19 protein-coding genes are annotated in these 16,616 nt (G+C 72.2%); 13 read left to right on the forward strand and 6 right to left on the reverse strand.

Annotated features, from left to right (window positions below; genetic code table 11):
• Window positions 1-175 precede the first annotated feature (175 nt).
• Complete coding sequence (rsgA, locus tag ABD191_RS25590) at window positions 176-1,105, reverse strand: ribosome small subunit-dependent GTPase A (RefSeq protein WP_344087453.1); 930 nt, start codon at window positions 1,103-1,105, stop codon at window positions 176-178.
• 142 nt (window positions 1,106-1,247) lie between these two features.
• Here rsgA and ABD191_RS25595 point away from each other — a divergent pair, with 142 nt between their 5' ends.
• The 5 genes from ABD191_RS25595 to rsrA all read left to right on the forward strand — a co-directional run bounded on the left by ABD191_RS25595 (window position 1,248) and on the right by rsrA (window position 4,510).
• Window positions 1,248-1,952: an SOS response-associated peptidase gene (locus tag ABD191_RS25595; protein ID WP_344087341.1), complete on the forward strand. Its 705-nt coding sequence runs from the start codon at window positions 1,248-1,250 to the stop codon at window positions 1,950-1,952.
• Window positions 1,953-2,195: 243 nt separating this feature from the next.
• The gene (locus ABD191_RS25600) at window positions 2,196-2,603 is read left to right on the forward strand and encodes a WhiB family transcriptional regulator (RefSeq protein WP_344087344.1); all 408 of its coding nucleotides are present in this window, start codon (window positions 2,196-2,198) and stop codon (window positions 2,601-2,603) included.
• Between the two features lie 31 nt (window positions 2,604-2,634).
• Window positions 2,635-3,228, forward strand: coding sequence for an alpha/beta hydrolase family protein (locus ABD191_RS25605; protein WP_425560863.1), 594 nt, complete (start codon window positions 2,635-2,637; stop codon window positions 3,226-3,228).
• A gap of 222 nt (window positions 3,229-3,450) precedes the next feature.
• Entirely contained in the window at window positions 3,451-4,230 is a 780-nt protein-coding gene (locus ABD191_RS25610; RefSeq protein ID WP_425560865.1) for a sigma-70 family RNA polymerase sigma factor, read from the forward strand.
• A gap of 4 nt (window positions 4,231-4,234) precedes the next feature.
• The gene (gene rsrA / locus ABD191_RS25615; protein ID WP_344087351.1) at window positions 4,235-4,510 is read left to right on the forward strand and encodes a mycothiol system anti-sigma-R factor; all 276 of its coding nucleotides are present in this window, start codon (window positions 4,235-4,237) and stop codon (window positions 4,508-4,510) included.
• Between the two features lie 64 nt (window positions 4,511-4,574).
• Here the strand turns inward: rsrA and ABD191_RS29340 are convergent, their stop codons facing one another.
• Window positions 4,575-4,649, reverse strand: coding sequence for a 50S ribosomal protein bL37 (locus tag ABD191_RS29340; RefSeq protein WP_369814844.1), 75 nt, complete (start codon window positions 4,647-4,649; stop codon window positions 4,575-4,577).
• 142 nt (window positions 4,650-4,791) lie between these two features.
• On the opposite strand from ABD191_RS29340, the gene ABD191_RS25620 reads away from it, so the two are divergent.
• The 3 genes from ABD191_RS25620 to ABD191_RS25630 all read left to right on the forward strand — a co-directional run bounded on the left by ABD191_RS25620 (window position 4,792) and on the right by ABD191_RS25630 (window position 7,831).
• Window positions 4,792-5,007, forward strand: a complete 216-nt coding sequence (locus tag ABD191_RS25620; RefSeq protein ID WP_344087354.1) for a biotin/lipoyl-binding carrier protein — start codon at window positions 4,792-4,794, stop codon at window positions 5,005-5,007.
• 269 nt (window positions 5,008-5,276) lie between these two features.
• Complete coding sequence (locus ABD191_RS25625) at window positions 5,277-6,296, forward strand: SIS domain-containing protein (protein ID WP_344087459.1); 1,020 nt, start codon at window positions 5,277-5,279, stop codon at window positions 6,294-6,296.
• A 44-nt stretch (window positions 6,297-6,340) separates the two neighbouring features.
• On the forward strand, window positions 6,341-7,831 hold the full coding sequence (locus ABD191_RS25630; protein ID WP_344087357.1) for a sensor histidine kinase: 1,491 nt from the start codon (window positions 6,341-6,343) through the stop codon (window positions 7,829-7,831).
• Here ABD191_RS25630 and ABD191_RS25635 read toward each other — a convergent pair.
• Window positions 7,815-9,437, reverse strand: coding sequence for a glycosyltransferase family 39 protein (locus ABD191_RS25635; protein ID WP_344087360.1), 1,623 nt, complete (start codon window positions 9,435-9,437; stop codon window positions 7,815-7,817). The two genes, ABD191_RS25630 and ABD191_RS25635, sit on opposite strands and share 17 nt — an antisense overlap.
• Before the next feature lie 486 nt (window positions 9,438-9,923).
• Between ABD191_RS25635 and ABD191_RS25640 the strand changes: the two genes are divergently transcribed.
• The 3 genes from ABD191_RS25640 (at window position 9,924) to ABD191_RS25650 (ending at window position 13,325) form a co-directional block, all read left to right on the forward strand.
• Window positions 9,924-11,633: a nitrite/sulfite reductase gene (locus ABD191_RS25640; RefSeq protein WP_344087363.1), complete on the forward strand. Its 1,710-nt coding sequence runs from the start codon at window positions 9,924-9,926 to the stop codon at window positions 11,631-11,633.
• 139 nt (window positions 11,634-11,772) lie between these two features.
• Window positions 11,773-12,516 (forward strand): phosphoadenylyl-sulfate reductase, encoded by a 744-nt coding sequence (locus ABD191_RS25645; RefSeq protein WP_344087366.1) that lies wholly within the window; start codon window positions 11,773-11,775, stop codon window positions 12,514-12,516.
• The gene (locus ABD191_RS25650) at window positions 12,498-13,325 is read left to right on the forward strand and encodes a sirohydrochlorin chelatase (protein WP_425560866.1); all 828 of its coding nucleotides are present in this window, start codon (window positions 12,498-12,500) and stop codon (window positions 13,323-13,325) included. The genes ABD191_RS25645 and ABD191_RS25650 overlap by 19 nt, the downstream gene beginning before the upstream one ends.
• A 135-nt stretch (window positions 13,326-13,460) precedes the next feature.
• Here ABD191_RS25650 and ABD191_RS25655 read toward each other — a convergent pair whose 3' ends face one another.
• Window positions 13,461-13,715 carry a WhiB family transcriptional regulator gene (locus ABD191_RS25655; protein WP_344087371.1) on the reverse strand — a complete coding sequence of 85 codons (255 nt, stop codon included), beginning with the start codon at window positions 13,713-13,715 and terminating at the stop codon, window positions 13,461-13,463.
• 343 nt (window positions 13,716-14,058) lie between these two features.
• Window positions 14,059-14,982, reverse strand: coding sequence for a diacylglycerol/lipid kinase family protein (locus tag ABD191_RS25660; protein ID WP_344087374.1), 924 nt, complete (start codon window positions 14,980-14,982; stop codon window positions 14,059-14,061).
• 52 nt (window positions 14,983-15,034) lie between these two features.
• On the opposite strand from ABD191_RS25660, the gene ABD191_RS25665 reads away from it, so the two are divergent.
• Both ABD191_RS25665 and ABD191_RS25670 read left to right on the forward strand, forming a co-directional pair.
• Window positions 15,035-15,439: a hypothetical protein gene (locus ABD191_RS25665; RefSeq protein ID WP_344087377.1), complete on the forward strand. Its 405-nt coding sequence runs from the start codon at window positions 15,035-15,037 to the stop codon at window positions 15,437-15,439.
• Between the two features lie 11 nt (window positions 15,440-15,450).
• A complete protein-coding gene (locus tag ABD191_RS25670; protein WP_344087381.1) occupies window positions 15,451-16,194 on the forward strand; it encodes a FadR/GntR family transcriptional regulator in 744 nt (247 codons plus the stop codon).
• A gap of 8 nt (window positions 16,195-16,202) precedes the next feature.
• On the opposite strand, the gene ABD191_RS25675 is transcribed toward ABD191_RS25670, so the two are convergent.
• Window positions 16,203-16,616 (reverse strand): ATP-binding protein, encoded by a 414-nt coding sequence (locus ABD191_RS25675; RefSeq protein WP_344087384.1) that lies wholly within the window; start codon window positions 16,614-16,616, stop codon window positions 16,203-16,205.

The raw sequence follows: 16,616 nt of genomic DNA on the forward strand, positions 1-16,616 counted from the left end.
GCGCTTTTGCGAGTCAGCCGACCCGCCCAGTCACCCCACCATCCTCACTGCGCACTTTGGCTGGACAGGGCCCACGCGGCGCGGGTCGATGCAGCGCGGGGTGACGTGGCACGGGTCGACGCGGGGCGGCGGGGTGGGCGACGTGGCGCGGGGCGGCGGGGTGGCGTGGGGTGGGTTAGTCGTAGGCGCGGGTGTCGCCGGTGCGGGACGAGAGGAGGCGGCGGTAGGAGGCCAGGCGGCGGGGGTCCGCGCCACCCTCCGCGACCAGGGCGTCCAGGCCGCAGCCGGGGGTGCTGAGGTGGTCGCAGTTGGGCGCGCAGTTGACCGACGCGGGCAGCAGGTCGGGGAAGCCGTGCAGCACGTTTTCCGGGTCGACGTGGGCGATGCCGAACGACCGTACGCCCGGGGTGTCCACGATCCAGCCGCCGCCGGGCAGTGCGAGGGCGACCGCCGACGTGGACGTGTGGCGGCCCTTGCCGATGGCGCTGACCTCGCCCACGGCCCGGTCGGCGTCCGGGCTGAGGCGGTTGACGAGCGTGGACTTGCCGACGCCGGAGTGGCCTATGAAGGTGGACAGCCGCGAGCGCAGCCGGTCGACGAGGTCGTCGAGGGGCGCGTCGGGGCGGCAGAGCACGTACGGCAGGTCGAGGTCGGCGTAGTAGGCGAGCACCTCGTCCGGTCCGGCGAGGTCGGCTTTGGTGAGGCAGAGCAGCGGTTCGATGTCGGCGTCGTACGCGGCGACGAGGCAGCGGTCGATGAAGCCGGTGCGGGGCGGCGGGTCGACGAGCGCGCTGACGATGACGAGTTGGTCGACGTTGGCCACGATGACGCGTTCCTGGCGGCCCTCGACGGTGTTCTCCTCGTCGTCGGCGCTGCGGCGCAGGACCGACGTGCGCTCGTCGATGCGCACGATGCGGGCCAGGGAGCCGTCGGCGCCGGAGGTGTCGCCGACGATGGCGACCCGGTCGCCGACGACGACGCCGCGGCGGCCGAGTTCGCGGGCGCGCATGGCGGTGACGAGGTGGCCGTCGACGGCGCAGGTGTAGCGGCCGCGGTCCACCGCGACCACGAAGCCGTCGAGGGCGGCGTCGTGCGTGGGCCGGATGCGGGTGCGCGGGCGCGTCGAGCGGCCCGGGCGGATCCGCACGTCGTCCTCGTCGTACTCGCGTTTCTTTGGCAGTTAACCGCTCCTGTCGGGTGCTCTTCGCCGCGTGTGTGACATTCTGCCCGGCGCTACCGTAGGGGCCATGTGTGGGCGGTATGCCTCGACGCGCAGCGCGGCCGATCTGTCGGCGCTGTTCGAGGCTGTGGACGAGACCGAGGGCGCGCTTGAGCCCGACTACAACGTAGCGCCGACCGACCCGGTCGCGCTGGTGCGGCACAGCTCGCGGGTCGACGGGCGCGTGCTGTCGCTGGCGCGCTGGGGCCTGGTGCCGCCGTGGGCCAAGGACACGAAGGGCGCCGCCCGCATGATCAACGCAAGGGCGGAGACGGTGGCGACGTCGCGGGCGTTCGCGCCGTCGTTCGAGCGGCGGCGGTGCCTGGTGCCGGCCGATGGCTGGTACGAGTGGCTCAAGCGGCCGGACGGCAAGCAGCCGTACTTCATGACCCGCCCCGACGGCGGGCCGCTGGCGTTCGCCGGCCTGTGGTCGGTGTGGGGCTCGGGCGACGAGCGCCTGCTCACGACCAGTGTGATCACGACGGCGGCGGTGGGGGACTTCGCCGTGGTGCACGACCGGATGCCGTTGGTGCTGCCGCCGGACCGGTGGGCGGACTGGCTGTCGGCCGGCGACGCGGCCGGCCTGCTGGCGCCGGATGTGGAGTGGCTGACCCGGCTGGAGATTCGCCCCGTAGGGTCCGCTGTCGGTGATGTCCGGAACGACGGTCCAGAACTCGTCCGTGCGATTCCCGCGCCTTCTCCACTGTTCTCCGAAACTCCGGCCCTCTTTTAACGCTTAAGCACCTTTTGTCCGTGGGACTTTTGCCGCATAAAGCGCTCTCCTCTTGTTCGACATGCGCATAGTGCGATAGAACACAGCGCCGGCCCGGTCACATCGACGGGCCTGCGTTGGCGTCTGCCGGGGGGCGGGCGTCGTTCAGCGACCCACGGGGGAGGTGGGTATGACCGAGCGCGGCGAGGGCATCGTTGAGCTCAGGATGAGTCATGTCGGCGCCTCGCGGAGCGAGGTGGCGACATGACACGGGCACGGATGCCCCGGCCGAATGAGGTTGCGGCCGCGAGCCGAGATCCTCGGCTGCGGCGGGCCTTCGAGGAGCGCGAGGACGGCCAGGCGTGGCGCGTGCGGGGAGTATGCCGCAGCGTCGATCCGGAGGTCTTCTTCCCGGCGCCCAACGAGGCGACGGACGCGGCGGTGGCCCTGTGTCGCACCTGTGACGTGCAGGGGGCATGTCTGGCGTGGGCCCTCGACGTGGGCGACTGTCACGGCGTCTGGGGCGGCACGACCGCGCGGGAGCGCCGGGCCATGCTGGTGGCCTGGCGGGCCGGCATGCGCGAGTCCGGCACGGCCTTCGACGCCCTGGCCGCGGCGAGCGCCCTGGTCGGTCCGATCAGCGCGACCCGCGAACTCGTCGCGTCGGCGTAGCTGCCGCCCCCGCTCGGGGGATCATCGTGGGGTGACGGTCGTCGAGACGCCGCGCGGCCCGGCTGAGGTCGACTGGGTGCTGCCCGCCGGCCGCGCCAAGGGCCTGCTTGTGCTCGGGCACGGCGCGGGCGGCAGCGTGGACGCTCCCGACCTGTGCGCGGTGCGCGACGCCGCGCAGGCGGTGGGGTTCGCGGTCGCCCGGGTCACCCAGCCGTACCGGGTGGCGGGCCGGCGCGCGCCGCCCGCCGCCTCGACGCTGGACGAGGCGTGGACGACGGTCGTCGCGGCGCTGCCCGGCCTCACCGGGGTCAAGCGGAAGCTCATCGTGGGCGGCCGCTCGTCCGGGGCGCGGGTGGCCTGCCGCACCGCGCGGGCGCTCGGCGCGGTGGGCGTACTCGCGCTCGCGTTTCCGCTGCACCCGCCGGGTCGGCCCGAGGTGACCCGGGCCGGGGAACTCGATCCGACCATGCCCACGCTGGTGATCAATGGGGACAGGGACCCGTTCGGCGTGCCGGAGGCGGGTGGGGCTGTGGAGGTCGTCGTCCTCGCCGGGGAGAGGCACGACCTCAAGCGCGATCCGGCCCTCGTGGGCGCGGCCGCCCGCGCGTGGCTGCGCGCCCGGTAGCGCGGAGCGTGTCCTGGGCCACCCGGACATCGTTGAACAGTACGAACCAGGTATATGGGGCATCTCCATAATCGCGGACACCCAGTCCGTACCCAACCTCCCAGGCCCTTCCTGGTCCGGCGCCCAACCGGTGCGGACCAGGAAGGGCGAGGTCTCGTGACATTCGCCGCTGCCCGGAATGCTCGCGGGCTGCTTCCTTGTTGCACCCACCGGACGCGATCGGTGCGAGGAAGTGGGGTAAGGGTGAGCACGCTGGTGCGCAGTGGGACCGCTGAGGCCCGGGCGACCCGGGAACCACGTCCTACGCCTGTTAGGCCGCCTTCCGCGGGATCGCCGGGTCGCGGCGTCGTATCCTCTGCGCGAGCCTTGAAGAGGAGCGAACGCGTGACATCCAGCGCCGAGGTAGGAGAGCAGCGGGCCCGGTTTGAGCGGGAGGCCTTGCCCTTCCTCGATCAGCTGTACGCGGCCGCCATGCGGATGACCCGCAATCCGGCCGACGCCGAGGATCTCGTCCAGGAGACGTTCCTCAAGGCGTACGCGGCCTTCCATCAGTTCGAGCAGGGCACGAACCTCAAGGCCTGGCTCTACCGCATCCTCACGAACACCTACATCAACTCGTACCGGCGGCGGCAGCGCCAGCCCGTGCAGGCGCCCACGGACGAGATCACTGACTGGCAGCTCGCCGAGGCGGAGTCGCACACCTCGAGCGGCCTGCGGTCCGCCGAGACCGAGGCGCTCGACCGGCTGCCCGACAGCGACGTCAAGGACGCGTTGCAGAGCCTGCCGGAGGACTTCCGGCTTGCCGTCTATCTCGCCGACGTCGAGGGCTTCTCGTACAAGGAGATCGCGGACATCATGGGTACGCCGATCGGCACCGTGATGTCTCGGCTGCACCGCGGTCGGCGCAACCTGCGCCGGCTGTTGGAGAACTACGCTGCGGAACGGGGCCTCGCGCGGACCCCGTCGGACGATCCGGCTGACCCCGGCCGGCAGGAGGTGTGAACCAGTGAGCTGCGGCGATCCCCATGACGTCGACTGCCGACAGGTCCTGGGCGAGGTCTACCTCTTCCTCGACCTGGAATGCACCGACGACCGCCGGACGGTGATCAGCGAACACCTCGACGAGTGCTCGCCGTGCCTGCGCGAGTACGGCATTGAGCAGGAAGTGAAGGCCCTCGTCAACCGGTGTTGCGGGGGCGACCAGGCGCCCGACGAGCTGCGCGAGCGGCTGCGCGCCAGGCTGGCCGCCCTCGTCGTCGAGACGACCTACGAGCGCGGCTGAAAGATCTTTGAGGGGTACGCCGCGGGGGCCCGACCGCCGTGGCGACGGGCCCCCGCGCTGGCACTCAGGAGTTGGGGCGCTTGCCGTGGTTGGCGGCGCTCTTCTTCCGAGCCTTCTTCTTGCGGGACTTCTTGGCCATCGGTACCTCCATGCAGGTGTCGGCGAATTCTACGGCGCGCGGTCGGGCGCGTGGTTGCCGACCGGCCCGGACGTGATTGGATACGTCAGCGGTCCCGTCCGTGGGAACGCGAAGCATCGTCACGCCCAGAAAGGGACCGACAATGGCCGACGAGATCCGCGCCGAGATGGTCGCCAACGTGTGGAAGGTCGTCAAGGCCGCCGGTGACGAGGTCGCCGAGGGCGACACGCTGGTCATCCTGGAGTCCATGAAGATGGAGATCCCGGTGGTCGCCGAGTCCGACGGCACGATCACCGAGCTGGCGGTGGCCGAGGGCGACGTCGTCCAGGAGGGCGACCTCATCGCCATCGTGGAGTGATCACGCCGACACCGCGCTGACCGGGCCCCATCCTGCCCGGCGTGCGGCTCCTCGCCGGGCGCCTCGACCTGACGATCCGACGCTGTGAACCGGGCTGGTACCTCCAGGTACGAGTCCGGTTCATCGCTGTGCGGCCCGATCGTTGGTTGCTCATTGCGTTGCGAATAACGCCTCTACCGTGCAAGACTGCGCACCGAACGCGCAGGTTCGCGCAGTGGTGGAGTGGGTACCAGGGGGTTGTGGTGGTTGACGAGCGACCCGGGGCCGGCATGGCGGCCGACATCGCGGAGCAGCCGGAGGTCTACGCGCGCGTCCTCGACGAGGCGGCCGGCCCGATCGCGGCCGTCGCCGCCGAGATCGCGCGCCGCCGGCCACGGCACATCGTGTTCACCGCGCGCGGCACGTCGGACCACGCGGCCCTCTACGGGGCGTACCTGGCGGAGATCCGCCTGGGCCTGCCCGCCGCCCTGGCCTCGCCGTCCGCGGTCACCGTCTACGGCGCCCGGCCCGACCTGCGCGACTCGCTCGTCATCGGGGTGTCGCAAAGCGGCGGGTCGCCCGACCTGCGCGAGGTCGTCCGGGTCGCCCGGGAGCAGGGCGCCCTCACCCTGGCGATCACCAATGCCCCCGACTCCCCGCTGGCGGAGGCGGCCGAGCGCTCGATCGACATCCGCGCCGGGCACGAGCGGGCCGTGGCCGCCACGAAGACCTACACGGCCGAGCTGCTGGCCCTGCTCATGCTGATCGAGGGCATCCGGTCCGGCGACGGCACCGTGGACACGAGCGGGATCGGCGCGCTCCCGCGGCTGGCCGCCGACACGCTGGCCGGTGACGCGCCGGAGGACCTCGCGGGCCGGTACCGCTTCGCTGGCCGGATGATCACCACGGGCCGGGGGTACGCGTACCCGACCGCGCGGGAGGCGGCGCTCAAGCTCATGGAGACCTCGTACCTGCCGGCGCTGGCCTTCTCGGGCGCCGACCTGCTGCACGGCCCGCTGGCCATGGCGGACCCGGACGTGCCCGTGCTCGCCGTGGTGGGCGGCGGTCCGGCCGGGGAGTCCATGCGCGAGGTGCTCGCCCGGCTGGCCGACCGGCGCGCCGACGTGGTCACGATCGGCTCCCGGCCGAAGGGCTCGGCGCACCACCTCGCGACGCCCGACGTCGACGAGCGGTACGCCCCGCTGCTGGACATCCTGCCGTTGCAGCGGCTGGCCCTGTCCCTCGCGCTCGCCCGGGGGGAGAATCCAGACCGTCCGCGTGGCCTGAAGAAAGTCACCGCGACGCGGTGACCCCCGGTCATCTCGCCGACACGTTCGTTTGACAGGCTTTCGGTGTGTCCACGCTGCGCGATCTTGTCGAGGAGCACACGAGCCTCGGCCCGATTGAGGTTGATCATCTACACCGGCTTGCCGGCGACTGGCAACTGATCTCCGACCTTTCGTTCGCCGACCTGCTGCTGTGGGTTCCCACGGCGGCGCAAGGCACGCCCGAGTTCGTCTGCGTGGCGCAGGTGCGCCCCACCACCGCCCCGACGGCCTACCAGGACGACCACGTCGGACGCGTCATGACCGGGCCCGAGGTGTCACACCTGTCGATCGCGCTGCACCAGGGCCGGATCTGGCGGGAGGGCGATCCGGTCTGGTACGGCGACACCCCCGCGCGGCACGAGGCCATCCCGGTGCGCCGCCGCGACGGCTCGGACGTCATCGGCGTGGTCGGCCGCGACACCAACCTCACCACCGCGCGCACGCCCAGCCAGCTGGAGATGAACTACCTGACCACGGCCGACGACCTCGCCCAGATGGTCGCCGACGGCACGTTCCCGCCGCCCCGGCACCCGGGCGAGACGACCAGCGCGCCGCGCGTCGGCGACGGGCTCGTCCGCCTCGACGCCAGCGGCAAGGTCACCTACGCGAGCCCGAACGCCCAGTCCGCGTACCGCAGGCTGGGCCTCGCCGCCCACCTCGTGGGTGAGGATCTCGCGGCCCTGACCTCCCGCCTGGCCAACGACCCGCTGGAGGGCAACGACGCGAGCAACCGGGTGCACGCCGCGCTGCGCGGCGACGCACCGGCCCGCAAGGAGATCGAGGCGCGCGGCGCGACCGTCCTGATGCGGGCGTTGCCGCTCATCCCCGCCGGGGTGCCCATCGGCGCGCTCGTGCTCGTCCGCGACATCACCGAGGTGCGCCGCCGCGACCGCGAGCTGATCACGAAGGACGCGACCATCCGGGAGATCCACCACCGGGTCAAGAACAACCTGCAGACGGTCGCGGCCCTGCTGCGGCTGCAGGCACGGCGGGTGGAGACCCCGGACGCCCGGGCGGCGCTGGAGGAGTCCGTGCGCCGGGTGGCGTCGATCGCCCTGGTGCACGAGACCTTGTCGATCTCGCCGAACGAGGCCGTCGAGCTGGACGGCATCATCGACCGGGTCGCCTCGGCCGCCGCCGAGGTCGCCTCGCCGGAGTCGAAGGTGCGCCTGCACCGGGAGGGCTCCTTCGGGGTGCTGCCCGCCGACATCGCCACCCCGCTCGTGATGGTCCTCAACGAACTGCTGCTCAACGCCGTGGAGCACGGCTTCGCTCCCGGCAGCGGGGGAGAGGTGACCATCTCGGCGCACCGGTTCCGGCGCCAGTTGCACGTCAGCGTCGCCGACACCGGACGAGGCCTGCCCGACGGGTTCGACCTGGACGCCGGCGACCGGCTCGGGCTGCAGATCGTGCGTACGCTCGCGCGCGGCGAGCTGCGCGGCTCGATCGAGATGCGGACCCGCCTGGAGGGCGGCACCGAGGCCGTGCTCGTGGTGCCGCTCAGTCCCCACCGGTAGCGTCGGCGTCCGGGTCGCGCAGCGACATGGGCTCCGACGGCCACGACGGCGACCCGCCCTGCACGTACAGGCGCAGGGTGCAGGTGCTCAGGCTGTACCTCTCGGTGAGGACCGTGCGCTGGCGCAGGAAGTGCTCCGCCGAGCCGAGGTGCGCGAGCCCCTGCCCGCTGTTGGCGCAGCGGTAGACCCACAGCCGCTTCGTGTCGCCGATGCACGCGGCGGCGTCCGGGCACTCCGTGTCCTTGAGGCTGTCGTTCTCCACGCGCGAGCGGAACAGCAGCACGTCGCGGGGCGCCTTGTCGCCCATGTAGTACTCGATGCCGTTGCGGGTGGACCACAGGTCCTCCACGGCGTAGATGATGGCGTCGCCCGGCTCGGCGTGCGTGCGCAGGAACTCGGCGGTCAGGCGGTTGTCCGGCCCGACGTGGGTGTCATCGCCGCGCATGTCGAACTGGGCCGGCAGCGCCACGCACGTCACCACGACGACCGCGAACACCGCGCGCACCGGCATGCCGCGCAGCGTGAACGCGGCGAGCAGGACCCACGCGACGACCGTGAACAGCACGTACCGGGGCACCCACACGTGCGAGCCGATCGAGGCGAGCAGCAGCGCGGCCGTCGGGGCGATCGCGATCGTCAGCAGGGTCGCGAGCACCCACCGCTGCGCGGGCCGGGCGGCCAGGGCCACCCCGATGATGAGCAGGCCGGCGACCGTGGCGCCGAAGATGTCGCCCGGGGCGGCGGCCGCGACCCGCCAGTCGTAGACGTGGATCCACGCCAGCATCGCGTCGTGCTGCGGCATCGCCAGCACGATGAGCGGAACGGCCGGGACGAGGCCCAGCGCGACAGCCGCCGCCCACCACAGCAGGCGCCGGTCGCGGGTCACCGCGAACCGCCAGACCACCGCGACGGCGTGCCCGACGAGCAGCAGCAGGGCCAGGATGTTGGCCAGCCCGAGCAGGGCGACGCTCAGGGCGTACGGGAGCCAGCGCAGCGGCGTGGGGCGCTCGATGGCCCGCAACAGCAGCAGGGTCGCCAGGGTGGCGAAGAGGACCGCGAAGCCGTACGGGCGCGCGTCCTGGGCGTACCGGCTGACCGCCGGGACGGCGACGAAGAGCAGGCCCGCGATGAGGCCCCCGAACGGGTCGATCAAGCGGGTGCCCAGCCGGGCGACGAGCGCCGCCGAGACCGCCATGGCGATCAGCGACGGGGCGCGCAGAGCCAGGTGCGAGGTGCCGAAGATGCCCGTCCACCAGTGCATGAACAGGTAGTACGGGGCGAGCACGCCGTCGAAGTTGGCGACGAAGGACAGGATCTTGGAAACGGGGCGCTGGGTGGCGCTCCAGGTGGCCATCTCGTCCCAGCCCAGCACCGGCTGGGTGATGCCGACGAGGCCCACGATCAGCATCGCCGCGGCGGGCACCGACCAGGCGAGCGTGCGGCCGACCAGCCGGATGAGCGGGCTGTGACGGGCGTGGCGCCCGGCCTCCACGCGATCCGCCGGCGGCTCCTCGGGGGCCGTGACCACAGTGTCCGGGGTGGGTGTGCCGTCCGCGCCGGCGGGATCGGAGCGATCGGCGCCGGGTGCGGGACTCGTGTGGAGCACCGATCCACCCTCCGGGTCGTCTGCGGCCCGCACCCCGGTCCGGCGTCCGTGGCGGCCCGGTCGGCTCCCGTGGGCCAACGATCTTCTGTTCAGCGTATCGTCGTCCGGTTTGCCGGACGTACCGGACCGGTGTCGATCCGCTGACAACCCGCTGGGAACCCGGTCGATGCCGATCACCGGGAGTGGTAGCGGTCACTCTCGCGAAATGGGACGCGAAGCCCATCTGCTGGCGCGCAGTCCGATGAGCATGGGATTATGTCCGGGTGATGAACGCTGTCGTACGCCGCTTCGTGGCCCGCCGCCACGTTGACTACGGCCGCGTCCGCAGCGCCATCTGTCCGGCCGGCTAGCGGCTGCCCGCCTCAATCTGCTCAGCGGGCGCGCACTCTGCCGGCGGCCTGACACCGACGTCATCGCCTGCCACCAGCCACGCTGGGGCACCGGCCTGCGCGCCCTTCCGCCAGCGCCGTCAGGAGGATCGCGCCGATGTCGGCAACACCCAGCCAGTCCGCCCCCCGCCCCGCCCGCGCGGGTGCCGGCCAGGCCCGCCGCCCACGCGGTGAGGGCCAGTGGGCGCTGGGCCACCGCGAGCCGCTCAACCCCAACGAGCGCACCAAGAAGGACGACGACGGCCTCAACGTCCGGGCCCGGATCGAGACGATCTACGCCCACGGGGGCTTCGCCAGCATCGACCCGGCCGACCTGCGCGGCCGCATGCGCTGGTACGGGCTCTACACCCAGCGCAAGCCCGGCATCGACGGCGGCCGCACGGCGATCCTGGAGCCGCACGAGCTGGACGACGAGTACTTCATGCTCCGCGTCCGGGTCGACGGCGGCCAGCTGAGCCCCGAGCAGCTGCGCGTGGTCGCCGACATCTCCACCCGGTACGCCCGCGACACGGCCGACATCACCGACCGGCAGAACATCCAGTACCACTGGATCCGCATCGAGGACGTGCCGGCGATCTGGCAGGCGCTCGAGTCCGTCGGCCTGCAGACCACGGAGGCGTGCGGCGACACCCCGCGCGTCGTGCTCGGCAGCCCGGTCGCCGGGATCAGCAAGGACGAGGTGCTCGACGCCTCCCCGGCGATCGACGCGATCGTCGCGCGCTACATCGGCGACAAGGCGTACTCGAACCTGCCGCGCAAGTTCAAGACGACGATCTCCTGGCTGCCCGACGTGCCGTACGAGGCCAACGACGTCGCCTTCCTGGGCGTCGACCACCCCGAGCACGGCCCCGGTTTCGACCTGTGGGTCGGCGGCGGCCTGTCGACCAACCCGATGCTGGCCAAGCGGCTGGGCGTCTGGGTGCCGCTCGACGAGGTCCCCGAGGTGTGGGCCGGCGTGGTCGGCATCTTCCGCGACTACGGCTACCGCCGCCTGCGCCACCGCGCCCGCCTGAAGTTCCTGGTCGCCGACTGGGGCGTCGAGCGCTTCCGCGAGGTGCTCGAAGGCGAGTACCTGCAGCGCAAGCTGATCGACGGACCCGCGCCGGAGCTGCCGGCCGAACCGCTGGACCACATCGGCGTGCATGAGCAGCGCGACGGGCGGTACTACGTGGGTGTCGCGGCCGTGGCGGGCCGCGTCTCCGGCAGCGTGCTCACCCGGGTCGCCGAGCTTGCGGACGCCCACGGCAGCGGGCGCGTGCGCCTCACCCCGTACCAGAAGCTGTTGATCCTCGACGTGCCGAAGGAGGAGGTCAACGGCCTCGTCAACGGCCTGCGCGAGATCGACCTGCAGGCCGAGCCGTCGCAGTGGCGCCGCGGCACGATGGCCTGCACCGGCATCGAGTACTGCAAGCTCGCGATCGTCGAGACCAAGGCCCGCGCCGCCGACCTCGTGGCGCACCTGGAGCGCACCCTCGGCGACCTCGACACGAGCTTCACGATCAACGTCAACGGCTGCCCGAACGCGTGCGCCCGCACGCAGGTCGCCGACATCGGCCTCAAGGGCCAGCTCGTGCCCGGCCCGGATGGCGACATGGTGGAGGGCTTCCAGGTCCACCTCGGCGGCGGGCTGGCCATGGCCAAGGGGCAGGAGGGCGGCTTCGGCCGCAAGGTCCGTGGCCTCAAGACGACAGCGGAGGAGCTTCCGGCGTACGTGGAGCGGGTGGCCCGCAGCTACCTCGCCGGCCGGACGGAGGGCGAATCCTTCGCCCAGTGGGTGATCCGCGCCCCGGAGGACCAGCTCGTATGAGCGAGCGGATGGTTCCCTACTACTGCCCGTACTGCGGGGGCGAGGACCTGCGTCCCCACGAAGATCAGCATGGCGCCTGGGAGTGCAGGGAGTGCACCCGGGTGTTTTCGGTCAAGTTCATCGGATTGGTGGTGAAGCGATGACCCTGCTGTCCGCGGTCGGCCTCCTGCCGGCCCTGTCTGCTGGTGACGGACGCTCCCGGGAGGAGCTGGCCGAGATCGCGGCCGAGGGCCAGGCGGCCCTCGACGGCGCCAGCGCCGAGGCCGTTATCGAGTGGGCCGTCGGCACGTTCGGCGAGCGGTTCTGTGTGACCAGCTCGTTCGCCGACGCCGTGCTCGCCCACGTGGCCGGCCGCGTCGCCCCCGGCATCGAGGTCGTCTTCCTCGACACCGGCCTGCACTTCGACGAGACCCTGCGGGTGCGCGACCAGGTCCAGGCGACCATCCCGGTCACGGTCGTGTCCGTGCGGCCCGACCTGACCGTCGGACAGCAGGACGGCGAGTACGGGCCGCGCCTGTTCGCCCGCAACCCCGACGAGTGCTGCGCCATCCGCAAGGTGGAGCCGCTGGAGCGGCAGCTGGCCAAGTACGACGCGTGGGCCGCCGGCCTGCGCCGCGCCGACGGCCCCAGCCGCGCCAACGTCCGCGAGGTCTCCTTCGAGGCGGCGCGCGGCAAGGTCAAGGTGGCCCCGCTGGTGCGCTGGTCCGACGAGGACGTGCAGGCGTACATCGAGCGCTACGACGTGCCGGTGAACCCGCTGCTGTCCCAGGGGTACGCGTCGGTGGGCTGCTGGCCGTGCACCCGCCGCACCAAGCCCGGCGAGGATGTCCGTGCGGGCCGCTGGGCCATGTTCGACAAGACCGAGTGTGGCCTGCACGCGTGACACCGCTGGTCATCACCGCCCACGGCAGTCCTGACCTGCGCTCGCCGGCCACCATGCGGCGGCTGGCGGGCGCGGTCGGGCAGCGCTGGCCCGGGCCGGTGGTGACCGCGTTCCTGGAGTTCAACCTGCCGGCGGTGCCGGGGGTGCTGCGCGGCCTGGCGAGTCCGGCGCCGATCGTCCCCGGCCCGCGCGAGGCTCGGGAGTACGAGCCGGCCTCGTCCGCCCGGCGCCCCGCCCGGCTGCTCGACGCTCCCACCTACGCGCGCGAGCCCGCGCCCGTGCTGGTGCCGGCCCTGCTGACCCGGGCGTACCACGGCCGGGTGGACATTCCGGCCGTCCTGCGCGCGGCGGGCGTGCCGGCCCTGGTGGCGTCCGTCCTCGGACCCGCCGGCCCGGGCGAGGAGCCCGATCCGCTGCTGCTCGCGGCGCTGCGCCGGCGCCTGTCCGAGCTCTACACCACCTTCGACGGGCTCGCGCTGATCGCCGCGGGCACCCGGGTGGAGGCCGCCCGCGACACCGTACGGGCGACCGCCCGCGCCCTCGGCGCCAGCCTCGGCGTCCCCTGCGAGGTCGGTTTCGCCTCGGCCACCCCGCCCAGCGGCGCCGACGCCGTCCGCGCGCTGCGCCGTCGGGGCGCCACGCGGATCGTGGCGTCGTCGTACTTCCTGGCGGCCGGCAAGCTGCACGACATCGCCGCCACCTCGGCACGGGAGGCCGGCGCGGTGGCGGTGGCCGCGCCGCTCGCCGACGCTCCCGAGCTGGCGGACCTGATCGTCAAGCGCGCGAAGGCCGCCACCCCGCCGGCATGACCGGCTCGCCCGCAAGCGTGACTCCGGCCGGGCGCCGGCACGGTGTGGAGACGCAGTAGCGCCCCGGGCCGGGTGGCCGGGGCGCCTGCGTCGGGCTGTGCGATGGAGCCGATCGGTGGTGCGTAACTGGTCGGTCTAGAGGGAGTGAGCGCGGACCCGCAGGCCGCCGCGACGCTTGACGGCGCGCCGCTCTTCTTCGCTCATTCCGCCCCAGACACCGGCGTCCTGACCGCTCTCAAGCGCCCACTGCAGGCACTGATCGGTCACGGGACAGCGCCGGCAGACTGCCTTGGCCTGCTCGACTTGCAAGACGGCGGGGCCGGACGTCCCGATCGGGAAGAACAGCTCCGGGTCCTCGTCGCGGCAGACAGCACGGTGGCGCCAGTCCATGGCGGCAACACTCCTTGATTCGTGGATTCGGTAGCGGTATTGCGTATGTCCCTTTGTCCGCGGTGCCGAACATCAGAGCCGGGATGGCTATTCGGCAGGATCCGCAGCGCAGGCAGAGTCACCTTCACTCGGCTCGCTTGTGAATACTTTCACGAACTCACGCATTGTCAAGGGGGCATGGGACAAAAGACCGAACGGGTGATGGACATCACGAGCTCTTTGTCCGCTATGACCCGGTTTACACTAGCCCCGGTGGCAACACTGAGTAGTCAATCTAGTACGCAGCGCCGGTAGAGACCAGCATTTCCGACATGTGAGCGTGTCGACGTAGCGATTGTTTCCATCAGCAGACTACGCGGAGTGCATCCCTCACGGCGGTAAATTTCAGCTCGTCCCGCTCGCCCAGGTAGTCGCCATCCAGTTGGTACGCCAAGGGATGCGCTGCTTTAAGAGTGAATTCCGCCACGTCATGCAAGGTCGCGATATGTGGTCCTTCCGGGATCTCGCGCCCGGTCAGAATCCGGCTCGCGGCCCGCACGGTCGCCGGCAGGCTCAGGGCCCGCAGCGCGAGGACGTCGAGGCCGGTGTCGAAGCTGGCCTCCCGGTTGACGTGCAGCGCCCGCTCGCCCAGGTAGGTCCAGGGGGCGGTGTTCTGCACGATGACCATGGCGAGGTGCGGGTCGGGCTCCTCGCCCGGGCGCGACAGGGTGATCAGCGGATCGGTGCGGTCGGTCTCCAGGAAGAACTGGGCGACCGTCGACTGGAGGTACAGCAGGGGAGACGCGGTGCGCCCGCGCAGTCGGGCGCGCTCGACCTTGCGGACGACCTCGGCATCCAGCCCGAATCCGGCGCAGAAGGTGAAATACCGGCCGTTCGCCGTTCCCAGCCCGATCGTGCGGAAGCGCTTGTGCTGCAGTGCGTCGAGGATCACGGAGGTGCCCTCGGCCCAGTCCCGGGGCAGGCCAAGGGCCCTCGCGAACACGTTCGTCGACCCCCCGGGCACCACGGCCAGGGCGGGCACGTGCGGGCCGGGGCCCTCGGACAGGAGGCCGTTCACCGCCTCGTTCACCGTCCCGTCACCACCGAGAGTGACGACGACGTCGTAACGCTCCGTGAGCGCCCGGCGGGCGAATTCGATCGCGTGGCCGCGCCGGCTCGTGTACTCGACCGTCAGGTCGGCCTCGCTGCGCAGCGCCCGGACGAGGAGGTCCCGACCCCGTGCCGACGTGGTGGTCGCCTTGGGATTGACCACGAGAAGCGCGCGCATGCGGCGAGAGTACCGAGTCGGCGGTCGCCACCCGCGCCGGTACGCTGCGAGCATGGCCGACACGCCCGAACCGACGTCCACCACGCTGACATGGGCGGTCCGCGTCCTCGCGGCCCAGACCGTCATCGTGGCGGCGGTCGCGGCGCTGACGATCTACGCCGACCTGACGGCCGAGTCGAGCAGCCTGCGGGCCGCGCTGACCGTCACGGGCTACGTGCTGATGATGGCCGCGATCTTCGGGCTGCTGGCCTGGTCGCTGCACCGGCGCCGCCCATGGGCCCGGGGCCCGGCGATCGTGCTGGAGCTGCTCCTGGTGCCGATCGGGTGGTACATGGTCAGCGGCGGGTGGCCCTGGCTGGGCTTGCCGCTGCTGCTCATCGGCCTGGTCACGGCCGGTCTGCTGCTGGCGCCCGCGACCCGCGCGGCGCTGGGCATCAGCTGGCGCCCGGAGGCGTAGGCTCCTCAACTGTGAGCGTTGCGGTACGACTGCCGGCGTACCAGGTTCTCGCCGACACCATCCGGGGGCAGATCACCTCGGGGGAGTTGCGCCCCGGCGACCGGCTGCCCACCGAGCCGCAGCTGTGCGCGAGTTCCGGGGTGAGCCGCAGCACGGTGCGGGAGGCCCTGCGGCTGCTCGCCAGCCAGCATCTGATCACGACCACGCGGGGGGTGACCGGGGGCAGTTTCGTCGCGCATCCGAGCACTGAGCAGCTCGCCACGGGCCTGGCCACGGGCGTGTCCCTGATGCTGTCGTCGGGCACGCTGCACCAGCGCGACGTGCTGGAGATGCGCGGCATGATGGAGGTGCCGGCGACCGGTTACGCCGCCGTGCGCCGCACGGACGCCGACCTGGAGGCCATCCGCGCCCTGCTGCTCGCGCCGCGTCCGGACGGGCTGTCCCAGATCATCGACCGGCACCGTCGCTTCCATCTCGCGGTCATCCGGGCCTCGGGCAACGCGCTCGCCCGGCTGATGGCCCACCCGCTCTATCCGACGCTGACGGAGGACTCGCTGTCCGGGGTGATCAGCGAGACCTTCTGGGACCGGGTCGACATGGAGCACCACGAGATCGTCGACGCGATGGCGGCGGGCGACGCTTCGTCGGCGCAGCGGGCCGCCGCCCGGCACGTGGCGCACCTGCGGGAGGCCATCGAGCGGGTGCGACCCCTGCCGGACAGCGCGGACGCCGTCTGCGCGGTCTCGGCCGCCTGACGGTGGGGTCAGCGCCGCGCGCGGTACTTGGTCAGCGCGATGGTGGCGGTGCCGTCGCGCGCCGTGCCGGCCACGTCCGACGCGTACGCCGTGAGCACCTGCCAGGCGAACGACGTCGACGGCAGCTGCGCGCCCGCGGCGGCCGGCGCCGCGACGACCACGGTGAGCCCGTCGTCGTGCATGTCGAAGCGGCAGGTCAGGGACGGCTCGTCGGCGGCCGGCGGCAGGCCGAGCAGCAGGGCGCACGCCTCGTCGACGGCGGCCCGCAGGTCCTCGATCTCGTCCGTGGAGAAGCGCAGCCGGGCGGCGAGGCCAGCCGTGGCGGTGCGCACGACCGCGAGGTAGGCCGGCTCGGCGGGAACAGTGAGCTCGACGACGTCACCTTCGACCGTCGCCGCTGTGTCTTCCTCACGCCACGCCAT

This window comes from Luedemannella helvata (assembly GCF_039528415.1).
GTDB classification, from domain to species: domain Bacteria; phylum Actinomycetota; class Actinomycetes; order Mycobacteriales; family Micromonosporaceae; genus Luedemannella; species Luedemannella helvata.